The sequence below is a fragment of the Pseudomonas sp. GD04019 genome, assembly GCF_029837695.1.
Classification (GTDB): domain Bacteria; phylum Pseudomonadota; class Gammaproteobacteria; order Pseudomonadales; family Pseudomonadaceae; genus Aquipseudomonas.
Genome location: NZ_JAOEEA010000002.1, coordinates 342,368 through 355,494, shown reverse-complemented (window position 1 = coordinate 355,494; position 13,127 = coordinate 342,368). Strand labels below are relative to the sequence as shown.

General features: G+C 65.4%; 13 protein-coding genes. 8 read left to right on the top strand and 5 right to left on the bottom strand.

The annotated features are described in order from the left end of the window. Positions 1-4 precede the first annotated feature (4 nt). From trbE to N7607_RS04320, 8 genes are read left to right on the top strand one after another with little or no spacing between them, the layout of a single operon-like run. Positions 5-2,455 carry a conjugal transfer protein TrbE gene (trbE, locus tag N7607_RS04355; protein ID WP_000933135.1) on the top strand — a complete coding sequence of 817 codons (2,451 nt, stop codon included), beginning with the start codon at positions 5-7 and terminating at the stop codon, positions 2,453-2,455. Further along, positions 2,452-3,195: a P-type conjugative transfer protein TrbJ gene (gene trbJ, locus N7607_RS04350; protein WP_003092277.1), complete on the top strand. Its 744-nt coding sequence runs from the start codon at positions 2,452-2,454 to the stop codon at positions 3,193-3,195. Before trbE ends, trbJ begins: the two co-directional genes overlap by 4 nt. Positions 3,196-3,207: 12 nt before the next feature. Next, positions 3,208-3,534 carry a hypothetical protein gene (locus tag N7607_RS04345; RefSeq protein WP_014603538.1) on the top strand — a complete coding sequence of 109 codons (327 nt, stop codon included), beginning with the start codon at positions 3,208-3,210 and terminating at the stop codon, positions 3,532-3,534. Next, a complete protein-coding gene (trbL, locus tag N7607_RS04340) occupies positions 3,531-4,898 on the top strand; it encodes a P-type conjugative transfer protein TrbL (protein ID WP_023093366.1) in 1,368 nt (455 codons plus the stop codon). The genes N7607_RS04345 and trbL overlap by 4 nt, the downstream gene beginning before the upstream one ends. An 18-nt stretch (positions 4,899-4,916) precedes the next feature. Further along, complete coding sequence (trbF, locus tag N7607_RS04335) at positions 4,917-5,621, top strand: conjugal transfer protein TrbF (RefSeq protein ID WP_001211312.1); 705 nt, start codon at positions 4,917-4,919, stop codon at positions 5,619-5,621. Next, positions 5,618-6,610, top strand: coding sequence for a P-type conjugative transfer protein TrbG (gene trbG / locus N7607_RS04330; RefSeq protein WP_000776560.1), 993 nt, complete (start codon positions 5,618-5,620; stop codon positions 6,608-6,610). The genes trbF and trbG overlap by 4 nt, the downstream gene beginning before the upstream one ends. 2 nt (positions 6,611-6,612) lie before the next feature. Beyond that, the gene (locus N7607_RS04325; RefSeq protein ID WP_003092274.1) at positions 6,613-7,893 is read left to right on the top strand and encodes a TrbI/VirB10 family protein; all 1,281 of its coding nucleotides are present in this window, start codon (positions 6,613-6,615) and stop codon (positions 7,891-7,893) included. After that, complete coding sequence (locus N7607_RS04320) at positions 7,890-8,135, top strand: DUF2274 domain-containing protein (protein ID WP_000108283.1); 246 nt, start codon at positions 7,890-7,892, stop codon at positions 8,133-8,135. Before N7607_RS04325 ends, N7607_RS04320 begins: the two co-directional genes overlap by 4 nt. A gap of 393 nt (positions 8,136-8,528) precedes the next feature. On the opposite strand, the gene N7607_RS04315 is transcribed toward N7607_RS04320, so the two are convergent. The 5 genes from N7607_RS04315 to N7607_RS04295 all read right to left on the bottom strand — a co-directional run bounded on the left by N7607_RS04315 (position 8,529) and on the right by N7607_RS04295 (position 13,120). Then, positions 8,529-8,831, bottom strand: coding sequence for a ribbon-helix-helix domain-containing protein (locus tag N7607_RS04315; RefSeq protein ID WP_279864251.1), 303 nt, complete (start codon positions 8,829-8,831; stop codon positions 8,529-8,531). 17 nt (positions 8,832-8,848) lie between these two features. Beyond that, positions 8,849-9,415 carry a DJ-1/PfpI family protein gene (locus N7607_RS04310; RefSeq protein ID WP_279864252.1) on the bottom strand — a complete coding sequence of 189 codons (567 nt, stop codon included), beginning with the start codon at positions 9,413-9,415 and terminating at the stop codon, positions 8,849-8,851. A 140-nt stretch (positions 9,416-9,555) separates the two neighbouring features. Continuing rightward, positions 9,556-10,965, bottom strand: coding sequence for a threonine synthase (thrC, locus tag N7607_RS04305; protein WP_279864253.1), 1,410 nt, complete (start codon positions 10,963-10,965; stop codon positions 9,556-9,558). An 11-nt stretch (positions 10,966-10,976) separates the two neighbouring features. Beyond that, positions 10,977-12,281, bottom strand: coding sequence for a homoserine dehydrogenase (locus N7607_RS04300; protein ID WP_279864254.1), 1,305 nt, complete (start codon positions 12,279-12,281; stop codon positions 10,977-10,979). A 110-nt stretch (positions 12,282-12,391) separates the two neighbouring features. Next, positions 12,392-13,120, bottom strand: a complete 729-nt coding sequence (locus tag N7607_RS04295) for a thioredoxin fold domain-containing protein (protein WP_279864255.1) — start codon at positions 13,118-13,120, stop codon at positions 12,392-12,394. Positions 13,121-13,127: the final 7 nt, after the last annotated feature.

Below are 13,127 nucleotides of genomic sequence, written 5' to 3'. Positions count from 1 at the left end.
CGCCATGCTGAACCTTGCCGAATATCGTCAGCGCCCGGCCTTGCTTGCCGACTGGCTGCCCTGGGCCGGGCTGGTCGCGCCGGGCGTTGTGCTGAACAAAGATGGTTCGTTTCAACGCACGTTCCAGTTTCGCGGCCCCGACTTGGACAGTGCGACACAGGGCGAGCTGATTGCCACGTCGGCGCGGCAGAACAACGCGCTTCGCCGTACCGGGTCTGGCTGGGCCTTCTATATCGAGGCCGAGCGGATGCGGGCATCGAGCTATCCGCAATCCTCCTTTCCCGAACCACTGTCCTGGCTGGTGGATGAGGAGCGACGCGCGGCGTTCGAGGAGTCGGATGGCCATTTCGAGAGCGTCTATCACTTCACGTTGCAACACCTACCGCCGCAAGAGTCTCGCGCCCGTGCGGCTGGGATGCTGTACGAGAACCGGCCCACTGAGGGTGTGGACTGGCGTGGTCGGCTTGATTCCTTCGTGGCAGAGACCGATCGCGTGTTCGACCTGCTCGATGGTGTGATGCCGGAGATTGCCTGGCTGGACGATAGCCAGACGCTGACCTACCTGCATGCCACAGTCTCCACGCGGCGCTATCGCGTCGGCGTGCCCGACGTGCCGTTCCATATCGACGCACTGCTGGCCGATGCCGCGCTGGTCGGCGGCCTGGCGCCCATGCTGGGCGATCAGCACCTGCGCGTGGTGTCGGTACGAGGCTTCCCGACCTCGACCTGGCCGGGGATCTTGGACGACCTCAACCGCCTGGGCTTTGCGTATCGCTGGAGTACGCGCTTCCTGTGCCTGGACAAAGCCGAGGCGGAACGGGAATTGGGGCGCTTGCGGCGCCAATGGTTCGCCAAGCGCAAGAACGTCATCGCGCTGCTGCGCGAAACGATCTTTCAGCAGGAAAGCCCGCTGGTCGATACCGATGCCAGCAACAAGGCCGCCGACGCCGATGCCGCCTTGCAGGAGCTGGGCAGCGATCAAGTCGCCTTCGGCTACCTCACCGCCACGGTGACGGTGCTCGACGCCGACCCGGCCGTGGCCGACGAGAAGCTGCGCATGGTGGAGCGCGTCATCCAGGGCCGGGGTTTCGTGACCATCCCCGAAACCCTCAACGCAGTCGATGCCTGGCTGTCGTCCGTCCCCGGCAACGCATACGCGAACGTGCGTCAGCCCATCGTTTCGACGCTGAACCTGGCGCACATGATGCCGATGTCAGCGGTATGGGCTGGGCCGGAGAAGAACGAACACCTCGATGGCCCGCCGCTGATCGTCACCCGCACCGATGGCGCGACGCCGTTCCGGCTGGTGACGCACATCGGCGACGTGGGGCACACCCTTGTCGCCGGGCCGACCGGCATGGGCAAGTCGGTGCTGCTCGCCATATTGGCCATGCAGTTCCGGCGCTACTTCGGCTCGCGGATCTTCGCCTTCGACATGGGGCGCTCGATGCGCGCCACCATCCTCGGCCTTGGCGGTGAGCACTACGACCTCGGTGCCGATGGCGGCATCGCCTTCCAGCCACTCGCGCGAATAGCCCACGAGGGCTACCGCACCTGGGCCGCCGAATGGGTGGAGGGCCGGCTGCTGCACGAAGGCGTGACGGTCGGCCCGGACGAGAAGGCTGCCATTTGGTCGGCGCTGCGAAGCCTTGCCGGTGCGCCAGTGGAGCAGCGCACCATGACCGGCTTGTCGGTGTTATTGCAGTCCAACGCGCTGCGCCAAGCGCTCGCGCCCTATGTGTTGGGCGGCGCCCACGGCAAGCTGCTGGACGCTGACCACGACCGGCTGGGCATGGCCGACGTGCAGGGCTTTGAGATGGAAGAACTGATGCACAGCCCCGCCGCCGTGCAAGCAGTGCTGCGCTACCTGTTCGCCCGCTTCGACGAACGTTTTGACGGCGCGCCCACGCTGCTGATCCTCGATGAAGCGTGGCTGTTCCTCGATGAGCCGTCCTTCGCGGCCCGCATCCGGCAATGGCTCAAGACGCTCAGAAAAAAGAACGTCAGCGTCATCTTTGCCACGCAGTCGCTGGCCGACATCAAGGACTCGACCATCGCGCCAGCCATCATCGAAAGCTGCGCGAGCAGGATCTTCTTACCTAACCCGCAGGCCACCGAGCCGCAGATTCGCACGATCTACGAAGGCTTCGGCTTGAACAGCCGCCAGATTGAGATCGTGGCGACCGCACAGCCCAAGCGCGATTACTACTACCAGTCGCGCCTCGGCAATCGCCTGTTCGACCTCGACCTGGGGCCTGTCGCGCTCGCATTCGCGGGCGCATCCACCCCTCAAGACCAACGCGATATTGACCGCGTGCTGACGCAGGCCGGCGCTCCCGGCTTCGCCGGCGCGTGGCTGCGCCATCGCGGCCTCGGCTGGGCCGCCGACCTGCTGCCGTCCGCTCCGGCGGCAGCTTCCTTTCTCGCTTCTCAACCGCTGGAGGTTTCACCATGAAGACCAAGCCCCGTTTGCTCTCTGTCTCACTCGCTGCCGTGCTGTCGGTATCGCTGCTGGCCGTGCAGCCCGCATCCGCGCTGACGGTGTTCGACCCGTCCAACTTCGTGCAGAACACGCTGACCGCCGTGCGCACGCTGGAACAGATCAACAACCAGATCAACCAGCTTCAGAACGAGGCGCAGATGTTGATGAACCAGGCCAGGAACCTGGCAAATCTCGACTTCAACATCGTCAACCGCCTGCGCTCGACGCTCGCCACCACCGAGCGCCTGATCGCCGAGGCGCGCGGCTTGGCCTACGACGTGCAGAGCATGGATGCCACGTTCGCCCGCCTGTACCCGGAACAGTACGCCGCCACCATCAGCGGCGACCGCATGGCACAGGACGCCCGCGAACGCTGGCAGAACACCTTGAACGGCTTGCACACCGCGATGCGGATGCAGGCGCAGGTGTCGCAGAACCTCGCCCAAGACGAAAGCGCGCTGGCCGATCTCGTGAGCCAGAGCCAGTCGGCCACCGGCGCGCTGCAAGCGATGCAGGCGACGAACCAGCTCCTGGCTTTGCAGGCCAAGCAGTCGATCCAGGCGCAGCAGCTCCAGATCACGCAAGACCGGGCCGCTTCACTGGAACTGGCGCGGCAAGCGGCGGCTATGGAGCGCGCCCGCGAAGTGCGGCGGCGCTTTCTGGGCACCGGCACGCCGTACACGCCGCAGTCCGTCAACTTCTATAACAACTGACCGGAGGCGGCCATGCGATGCGCTTCCGTCCTGATGGCCGTGCTGCTGACCGCGTGCGGCCAGCAGCCGGCCGAGAACCTGGCCGACGCCCTGGCCGCAGATCCGGTGCGGCTCAAGGCGTTGCGCGGGCAATGCGCGGCCGACCGGCAGGCCGTGGGCGAGGATGCCTGCCGCGCCGCCGCTGAAGCCTTCCGGCGGCGCTTCTTCGCCGGCCATACCGGGCCGGATGAATACAACTCGCTGGCTGAACTCCCGCCGATTCCGCCGAGCTTCGATACGCCCGCAGATGAATTGCCAGAGGGCGCCGTTCCGCTCACTCCGCCCGAGGATTCGCCATGAACGACGTGACCATCATCGACCGTTTCCTCGATACGTTCTCGCGCTACATCGACTCGGGCTTCGGCTTATTGCAGGGCGAAGTGGCATTTCTCACCGCCACGCTCATCGTCATCGACATGACGATCGCTGGCCTGTATTGGGCCATGAGCCACGCCACCGGCCAGGGCGACGACGTGATCGCCAAGCTGCTGCGCAAGGTGCTCTGTGTCGGCGCGTTCGCCTACATCATCGGCAACTTCAACTGGCTGGCGAGCATCGTGTTCCGCTCGTTCGCCGGCTTGGGAATTACCGCTACCGGCTCGGCCATCACGATGGAGAACTTCCTTCAGCCGGGCCGGCTGGCGAAGACCGGCATCGACGCAGCCGCGCCGATTCTGGAACAGATCGGGGACATGGCTGGGTTCCCCGAGGTGTTCGTGAACATCGACCCTATCGTGGTTCTGTTCATCGCCTGGCTGGTGGTGATCCTCTGCTTCTTCGTGCTGGCCGTACAGCTTTTCATCACGCTGATCGAGTTCAAACTGACTACGCTCGCCGGCTTCGTCTTGATCCCGTTTGCACTCTGGAACAAGACCTCGTTCCTCGCGGAAAAGGTGCTAGGCAACGTGGTGTCGTCAGGCATCAAGGTCTTGGTGCTGGCCGTCATCGTCGGCATCGGTTCAGGCCTGTTCGCCGAGTTCCAGGTGCATCCCGACGAACCATCCATCGACCACGCGCTGGTCGTGATGCTGGCCTCGCTCGCGCTGCTGGCGCTGGGCATTTTCGGCCCCGGTATCGCCACCGGCCTGGTGTCCGGTGCGCCACAGCTTGGTGCGGGCGCGATGGCTGGTGCTGCGGTCGGGGCTGTCGGCACCGGCGTTGCCATCGGCGCCGCCGTAACGGGCGTGGGCGGCGCCGTCATGGCCGGGGCACGAATGGCCCCGGCGGCCGCAAAGCTGGCCGGTGCCGGTGCGCGTGCCGCGACTTCGGCGGCCGGCAGTGCCCGATCGGCGTTCCAGGCCGGTTCCGCTGCGGCCGGCGGCGGTGCCAAGGGCGCGGCGGCTGGCCTCGGCAATGTCGCCAAGACTGGCGCACAAGCCGCAGGCCGCAGCGTCACCTCTGGTGCTTCCGCTGTTGGGCAGAAGGTGGCCGACTCCTTCCGCGCTGGCTGGAACGGCACAGAAGCCGGCAGCGACGGTGCTGGCCCCGGCCAGACCGCAGACGGCACCGCAGGCTCGCAGAAGCAACAGCAACCGGCCTGGGCCAAGCGGATGCACCGCCGCCAGCAGGCTACCCATGCCGCGACCACTGCCGCCCACACGCTGCGCGGCGGCGACGGCGGCGGCTCCGGGCAAGGCCCGAGCCTGCGGGATTCCGATACCTAACCTTCAAGGAGAACACCCATGCGATTCAAACGACCGCAGGTGCGCTACGCCGATACGCCGCAGCCTGCCACCCCGTATCAAGCCGCCGCCCAGGTGTGGGACGACCGTATCGGCTCCGCCCGCGTGCAGGCGAAGAATTGGCGCCTGATGGCCTTCGGCTGCCTAGTGCTCGCGCTGTTGATGGCCGGCGGCCTGGTGTGGCGCTCGGCGCAGTCCATCGTGACGCCCTATGTCATCGAGGTCGATCAAGCCGGGCAGGTGCGCGCCGTGGGAGAGGCCGCCACGCCGTACCGGCCCGGCGACGCGCAGATCGCGCACCACCTGGCGCGCTTCGTGACGCTGGTTCGCTCGCTGTCCATCGACCCCATCGTGGTGCGGCAGAACTGGCTCGATGCCTACGACTACACCACCGACAAGGGCGCGGCGGTGCTCAACGACTACGCCCGCACCAATGACCCATTCGCCCGCATCGGCAAGGAATCGGTAACGGTGCAAATCACCAGCGTGGTTCGCGCGAGCGACACGTCTTTCAACGTGCGCTGGACAGAGCAGCGCTATGTCAACGGTGCGCCCGCCGGCACCGAACGCTGGAACGCCGTGCTTTCGACCGTCCTGCAAACCCCGCGTACTGAACAGCGCCTGCTCAAGAACCCATTGGGTATCTACGTCAACGGCCTGTCATGGAGCCGCGAACTGGATTCTTCCGAAGGAGCCAAACCATGAAACTTCGTTTCCGCCTTTACGTTGTTCCTTTGACGCTGCTGGCCCTCGCGGGCTGCGCCTCGCAGGGGAAGCCGCCGCCATCCATCTCGCTCGACGAGACGGTGCTGGCCCAGCCGTTGCCCGAACCGCCCAAGCCCGTCGAAGTCGTCGCCGTCCCTGAACCGCTGGCGCTGCCGGCGCAGTTGAAGCCCCTGCCGGAACTCGATGAGGCCCCCGTTGCGCCGGAGCCGGCCGACGAAAAGGTGCGCGTTTCCCGTGCCAATGCAGAAGCGCGTATCGCGCCTACCCGTGAGGGCTACGTCAACGCGATTCAGGTGTGGCCGTTCACCGATGGCGCGCTTTATCAGGTCTATGCGTCGCCGGGGCGCGTGACGGTGGTTTCGCTTCAACCGGGCGAGGAACTGGTAACGGTCGCCGCCGGCGATACCGTGCGCTGGATCGTGGGCGACACGTCCAGCGGCGGCGGGGCCGATCTGCGCGTCAATGTGCTGGTCAAGCCTATCCGCTCCGGTCTGAAAACCAATCTCGTCATCACCACCAGTCGGCGCACCTACCTGCTGGAGCTGACCTCGACCGAGAGGGCATGGATGGCGTCGGTGTCCTGGGACTATCCGAAAGACCGAATGCTCGCGTTGCAGCGCCAGGCGCAGGCAGCGCAGGCAACAACGCCTGTCGATACGGGCCTGTCGCTGGACAAGATCCGCTTCCGCTACGCGGTATCGGGCAGCAACCCGCCGTGGAAGCCTCTGCGCGCCTTCGATGATGGAGAGAAGGTCTATATCCAGTTCCCGCCGGGCATCGCCCAGGGCGAGCTGCCGCCGCTGTTTGTCATCGGCGCGCAGGGCGACGGGCAACTGGTGAACTACCGTTTTCGCTCGCCGTACTACGTCGTGGATCGCCTGTTCGGCGCGGCCGAACTGCGGCTGGGCGGCGATGGCGGCGACGTGGTGCGGATCGAGCGCACCGATGGTGTTGCACGGAGGAACTGACCATGAGCCAGGATGACACTCCCGACCTTGCCGCGCCGCAGGCGGACAAGGTGGCGCCGGAGGCAGTGGCGCTGCGCGCCCAGCCGCGTCCAGTCACACGCCTGAACCGGCGCTCGCTGGCCATCCTTGCCGGCGTCCTAGCGGTCGCCGTGCTCGGCGCGCTGATGTGGTCGCTGCAACCTCATCGACGCAGCACAGGCGAGCAGACCGAGCTTTACAACGTCGATCGCGTGTCAAAGTCGGAAGGACTGGATGCGCTGCCGACGGACTATTCCAAGCTGCCGCCGGCGTTGCTGCCTGCCGTTCCCGAACTAGGGCCACCGCTGCCGGGCGATCTTGGCCCGGCTATCGTGAAGTCGCAGCAACCGGCGACGGCTGCCTACGCGGCCCCCGGTCACGACCCGAACGATGCCCTGCGAAAAGAAGCCGAGGCGGCCGCGGCCTCGTCCGTGTTCTTCCGCTCGGGTGGGCAGAATGCGGCGCCGGTAGCGCAGACACAGGTGGCCGCTGCGCCGGGCTTCGCCGCCAATGCGGCGTTTGACCCGCTGGCGGCCGGGCCGGCCTCCACGGCGGCCCAACCTGCTGACCCGACAGCGGTGCAAAACCGGCAAGACCAGAAAGAGGCTTTCATGAAAGCTGGCCCCACTGAAACCCGTAATTCCGGCAATCTGACTCTGCCAATTTCGCCGTATCAGGTTATGGCCGGAACAGTGGTCGCAGGTGCCTTGGTGACGGGCATCAAGTCGGACTTGCCCGGCGACGTGATCGCCACGGTGACGGAGCCGGTCTATGACACAGCCACCGGGCGCTTCCTGCTGATTCCGCAGGGTTCGCGCATCCTGGGCAAATACAACAGCCAGGTCAGCTACGGGCAGAGCCGCGTTCAAGTCGTCTGGAACCGGATCATCCTGCCGGACACGTCTTCGCTCACGCTCGACAACCTGGCCGGCACCGACCCAGCCGGCTATGCCGGGCTGGAGGACGATGTGGACTACCACTGGGGCCGCATCTTTGCCGGTGCGGCACTCACCACGCTGCTGGGCGTCGGTGCCGAGCTGGCCGCGCCGGAGAACCGGCAGGATGGTGATCGCGTCATCATCGCTGGGCGCGACAGCGCGCAGGACAGCATCAATCAGGTCGGCCAGGAGATGACCCGGCGCAACCTCAACATCCAGCCGACCTTAACGCAACGGCCGGGCCTGCCGGTTCGCATCATCGTCAACCGGGATCTGGTGCTGCGGCCGTACCAGCCGCTGTTCTTCAACCGGGGGACTTCACGATGAGCACGACCAAGAAGCTGCGGCTCGGCCCGCTGCCGAAGACCGAGAGCACCAAGCTGACTTTCGTTTGCCCGACCAGCTTGAAAGTCGACCTCGACCGCTACGCCGCGCTACACGCGCAGGCGTATGGCGAGGCCGTTGATGCGGCGACGCTGATCCCGCATATGCTGGAAGCGTTCATGGCGGGGGATCGAGGATTCAGGAAGGGCACGGCGACCCGCAGCACACCACCGAAGCCGCCATGATTGCACCGCATGCTATTCAACGGCATCCATCGAACGCGCAGCCCAGGCTGCGCGTTCTTCATTCTGGATGCCGCCGAGCCTGTTGGGCTATGATGATGCGACAGGCCCGCCGTTCCTCGGCAATCCAGCACTACACAGTGCGATGCGGCTTTCTCTCCCAACGCTCCTATGTCGCTCCTAGCCGACAACGCCGCTCTTCTTCTAAGCGGCCCCGAAAGGAGCTAACCTACTGTCCCATATACGGTTTCAAGTCCTTCTTGATTTGCTCGAAAGAATTGACACCGGCACTTTTTTGTGGGCACTCACCAGCTTCCCGTAGGAGCGAGCTCTGCTCGCGAATGGCCGCGCAAGAGCTTCGCGAGCAGAGCTCGCTCCTACAAGCCTTCAACGCCCCTAGCGCGACCGCACCAGGCTGAGCACCTCGGCGCTCTGTTGCGGCCGCTGCGCCAGGAAGCGGGTGCAGCTGACGCGCAGGAAGGAAGCGAAGTTGATCACTTCGCCACGGTAGTCCATGACCTCCTCGTACAGCTTGGTGATCAGCTGGTTGGTGGTCATGCCGTCGACCTCGGCGATCTCGCGCAGGATGTCCCAGAACTGATTTTCTAGACGCAGGGTGGTAACCACCCCACGGATGCGCAGGGAGCGCGAGCGCGACTCGTAGAGGATGGGGTCGGCCTTCACATAGAGTTCGCACATCGCACTGCCCTCCTCTCTCAGCCCAATACCTTCAGGAACGCCGCCAGCCAGGCCGGGTGCGCCGGCCAGGCGGGAGCGGTGACCAGGTTGCCGTCGACGTGCACGCCATCCATCGGCACCTCCACGTACTCGCCACCGGCCAGGCGCACTTCCGGCGCGCAGGCGGGGTAGGCGCTGCAGCCACGGCCCTTGAGCACGTCGGCGGCGGCCAGCAACTGGGCGCCGTGGCAGACGGCGGCGATCGGCTTGCCAGCCTTGGCGAAGGCCTGCACCAGGGCGATCACCTCGGCATTCAGGCGCAGGTACTCGGGGGAACGGCCGCCGGGAATCAACAGGCCGTCATAGGCGCCCTCGGAGACCTTGGCGAAGTCGAAGTTGAGGGCGAAGTTGTGCCCCGGCTTCTCGCTGTAGGTCTGGTCGCCCTCGAAGTCGTGGATCGCGGTGCGCACGGTCTGCCCGGCGCTCTTGCCGGGGCACACCGCGTGCACGGTATGGCCGACCATCTGCAGTGCCTGGAACGGCACCATGGTCTCGTAATCTTCGACGTAGTCGCCGACCAGCATCAGGATCTTCTTCGCCGTCATGACAGCTGCCTCCTCTGGGTGAATGTGGCACCAATCTGCGCCGCCTCACCCGAGCCAGGGTAACAGCTGGCTACTACAGGGCCATGCACCGCCCATAAAAAAGCCCCGCACTGGGCGGGGCTCTTCGTCACGGCTCAACCTTACAGCGGCTTGCCGCGGTTGCCGTGGGCGGCGACGAACTGCTGCACGGTCTGCAGGTCGTTGGCCAGCACGGTGCAGCGCTCGTCGCGCTGGAACAGGTCGGTCAGGTGCGGCGGCAGGGCCGGAACCGCGTCGATGCCGGCCTTCTCCACCGCTTCCGGGAACTTGACCGGGTGCGCGGTGCCCAGGGTGACCATCGGCACCGCCAGGCTGCGGCGGCACTCACGCGCGGCACGCACGCCGATGGCGGTGTGCGGGTCGAGCAGCTCGCCGCACTCCTTGTACACCTCGGCGATGGTCTCGCAGGTCTGCTCGTCGTTGACGGCCAGGGAATCGAACAATTTGCGCGCCTCGGTCCAGCGGTCTTCCTCGACGCTGAAGCCGCCACCTTGCTTGAAGGTGTCCATCAGGCCGGCGATGGCCGCGCCGTTACGGCCGTGCAGGTCGAACAGCAGGCGCTCGAAGTTGGACGAGACCATGATGTCCATCGACGGCGACAAGGTCGGGTGCAGGGTGCCCTTGACGTACTGATTGCCGCTCATGAAGCGGTGCAGGATGTCGTTGCGGTTGGTGGCGACGATCAGCTGGCTGATCGGCAGGCCCATATTGCGCGCCAGGTAGCCGGCGAAGATGTCGCCGAAGTTGCCGGTCGGCACCGAGAACGCGATGGAACGCGCCGGGCCGCCCAGCTGCAGGGCTGCGTGGAAGTAGTAGACGATCTGGGCCATGATCCGCGCCCAGTTGATCGAGTTGACCGCCACCAGGCGAGTGCCCTTGAGGAAGCCCTGGTCGGCGAAGCTGGCCTTGACCATCTCCTGGCAGTCGTCGAAGTTGCCTTCGATGGCGATGTTGTGGATGTTCTCGCCGAGAATGGTGGTCATCTGCCGGCGCTGCACCTCGGACACACGGTTGTGCGGGTGCATGATGAAGATGTCGACGTGCTCGCAGGCCTTGCAGCCTTCGATGGCGGCCGAACCGGTGTCGCCGCTGGTGGCGCCCATGATCACCACGCGCTCGCCGCGCTTGCTCAGCACGTGGTCGAGCAGGCGACCGAGCAGCTGCAGGGCGAAGTCCTTGAAGGCCAGGGTCGGGCCGTGGAACAGCTCCAGCACCCATTCGTTGCCGTTGAGCTGGCGCAGCGGCGCCACGGCGTTGTGGGCGAACACGCCGTAGGTCTCTTCGAGGATCTTCTTGAAATCGGCATCGGCGATGCTGCCGGCAACGAACGGGCGCATCACCCGGAAGGCCAGCTCGTGGTACGGCAGGCCGGCCCAGGAAGCGATCTCTTCCTGGGTGAAGCGCGGCAGATTTTCCGGCACATACAGGCCGCCGTCGCTGGCCAGGCCGGCCAGCAGGACGTCTTCGAAGTTGAGGGCCGGGGCCTGGCCGCGGGTGCTGATATAACGCATGACTTTCTACCTCAGACCAGTTGCTCGACGCGGATACGCACGACTTTGCCAACCACATCGGCCAGCCCTTCGAGGGCGGCGATGGCGTCGTCGATACGCGACTCGACGACCCGGTGGGTAACCAGGATCATCGGGACCAGACCGTCGTGCTCTTCGGCCTCTTTCTGCATGATCGATTCGATGTTGATACCGCGCTCCGAGAGGATGCTCGCCACCTGGGCCAGCACGCCCGGGTGATCCTTGGCCTGGATGCGCAGGTAGTAGGCGCTCTCGCACTCGGCGATCGGCAGGATCGGGTGGTCAGACAGCGAATCCGGCTGGAAGGCCAGGTGCGGCACGCGGTTGGTCGGATCGCTGGTCATGGCGCGAACCACGTCGACCAGGTCGGCGACCACGGACGAGGCGGTCGGCTCCATGCCGGCGCCGGCACCATAGAACAGGGTGCTGCCGGCGGCATCGCCGTTGACCATCACCGCGTTCATCACGCCGTTGACGTTGGCGATCAGGCGATCGGCCGGGATCAGCGTCGGGTGCACGCGCAGCTCGATGCCGGCCTCGGTGCGACGGGCCACGCCGAGGTGCTTGATGCGGTAGCCCAGGGCCTCGGCGTAGTTGACGTCGGCGCTGGTCAGCTTGCTGATGCCCTCGGTGTAGGCCTTGTCGAACTGCAGCGGGATGCCGAAGGCGATGGAGGCGAGGATGGTCAGCTTGTGGGCGGCGTCGATGCCTTCGACGTCGAAGGTCGGATCGGCCTCGGCGTAACCGAGGGCCTGGGCTTCCTTCAATACATCGGAGAAGGCACGGCCCTTCTCGCGCATCTCGGTGAGGATGAAGTTGCCGGTGCCGTTGATGATGCCGGCCAGCCAGTTGATACGGTTGGCAGCCAGGCCTTCGCGGATCGCCTTGATCACCGGGATACCGCCGGCCACGGCGGCTTCGAAGGCGACGATAACGCCCTTCTCGCGGGCCTTGGCGAAGATCTCGTTGCCGTGCACGGCGATCAGCGCCTTGTTGGCGGTGACCACATGCTTGCCGTTCTCGATGGCCTTGAGCACCAGCTCGTGGGCCAGGGTATAGCCACCGATCAGCTCGATGACCACGTCGATTTCCGGGTTGTTGGCCACGTCGAAGATGTCGGCGGTGATGGGGGTGGCACCGGTTTCACACTTCGGGTTGGGGCGACGAGCGGCAATCTGCGCGACTTCGATTCCACGCCCGGCACGGCGGGCAATCTCCTCGGCGTTGCGTTTGAGTACATTGAAGGTACCGCCACCGACGGTACCCAACCCACAGATGCCCACTTTCACCGGTTTCACGTTGTTTTCCCCATCTGCCTACACGAAACGGCCGGGGCGAGCCCCGGCCGCACAAAAGAGCCGCACTTTACGAAGCGCCAGACCCCAGGTCAATCGAACCGAAGGCCCGATTACTTGGCCTCCAGGGCAGCTTTCGCCAGCTCGGGTGCCGGTTGGTAGCCCGGAATCAGCTCACCATTGCCCATGACGATGGCCGGCGTGCCGTTGACGCCGATCATCTGGCCCAGCTGGTACTGTTTGGCCACCGGGTTATCACAGGTAGCTGCCGGCAGCTCCTGACGGGACTTGGCCTGATTCATGGCCGCCTGGCGATCCTTGGCGCACCAGACGCTGACCAGGGTGTTGTAGCCGTGGCTCTCGAGCCCCTGGCGCGGGAAGGCCACGTAACGCACCTCGATGCCACGGCGGTTGAGCTCCGGAACTTCGCTGTGCAGTTTCTGGCAGTAGCCGCAGTCGGTATCGGTGAATACGGTGATATGTGCCTTGGCTGGCTCCTTGGGCGAAAACACCACCATCTCGCTGGTAGGAATGCTATTGATTTCCTTGGCCACGCCCTTGCTCTCGGCCTGGCGGGTCAGGTTGACCGCATCGTTGCCCTTGAACTGATAGAGGTTGCCCTGCATCAGGAACTGGCCGTCGGCACTGGCGTAGAGCAGGCGACCGCCTTTCAGATGGACCTGATACAGGCCGCTCATCGGGCTCTCGGCGATGGCCTCGATGGGCATATCGGGCTGCAGCTTGGTCAGGGTGGCGCGAATCGCCTGGTCAGGATCGGCGGCGAAGGCGACGGAAGCGGCGAGACCCAGAACGGCACCGCCCAGAACACGAATAACGGACATGGAACAC

Excerpts from the sequence above, each read along its gene's own strand:
- trbE (WP_000933135.1), top strand. The coding sequence starts at position 5 with ATGCTGAACCTTGCCGAATATCGTCAGCGCCCGGCCTTGCTTGCCGAC.
- trbJ (WP_003092277.1), top strand. The coding sequence starts at position 2,452 with ATGAAGACCAAGCCCCGTTTGCTCTCTGTCTCACTCGCTGCCGTGCTG.
- N7607_RS04345 (WP_014603538.1), top strand. The coding sequence starts at position 3,208 with ATGCGATGCGCTTCCGTCCTGATGGCCGTGCTGCTGACCGCGTGCGGC.
- trbL (WP_023093366.1), top strand. The coding sequence starts at position 3,531 with ATGAACGACGTGACCATCATCGACCGTTTCCTCGATACGTTCTCGCGC.
- trbF (WP_001211312.1), top strand. The coding sequence starts at position 4,917 with ATGCGATTCAAACGACCGCAGGTGCGCTACGCCGATACGCCGCAGCCT.
- trbG (WP_000776560.1), top strand. The coding sequence starts at position 5,618 with ATGAAACTTCGTTTCCGCCTTTACGTTGTTCCTTTGACGCTGCTGGCC.
- N7607_RS04325 (WP_003092274.1), top strand. The coding sequence starts at position 6,613 with ATGAGCCAGGATGACACTCCCGACCTTGCCGCGCCGCAGGCGGACAAG.
- N7607_RS04320 (WP_000108283.1), top strand. The coding sequence starts at position 7,890 with ATGAGCACGACCAAGAAGCTGCGGCTCGGCCCGCTGCCGAAGACCGAG.
- N7607_RS04315 (WP_279864251.1), bottom strand. The coding sequence starts at position 8,831 with ATGTGCGAACTCTATGTGAAGGCCGACCCCATCCTCTACGAGTCGCGC.
- N7607_RS04310 (WP_279864252.1), bottom strand. The coding sequence starts at position 9,415 with ATGACGGCGAAGAAGATCCTGATGCTGGTCGGCGACTACGTCGAAGAT.
- thrC (WP_279864253.1), bottom strand. The coding sequence starts at position 10,965 with ATGCGTTATATCAGCACCCGCGGCCAGGCCCCGGCCCTCAACTTCGAA.
- N7607_RS04295 (WP_279864255.1), bottom strand. The coding sequence starts at position 13,120 with ATGTCCGTTATTCGTGTTCTGGGCGGTGCCGTTCTGGGTCTCGCCGCT.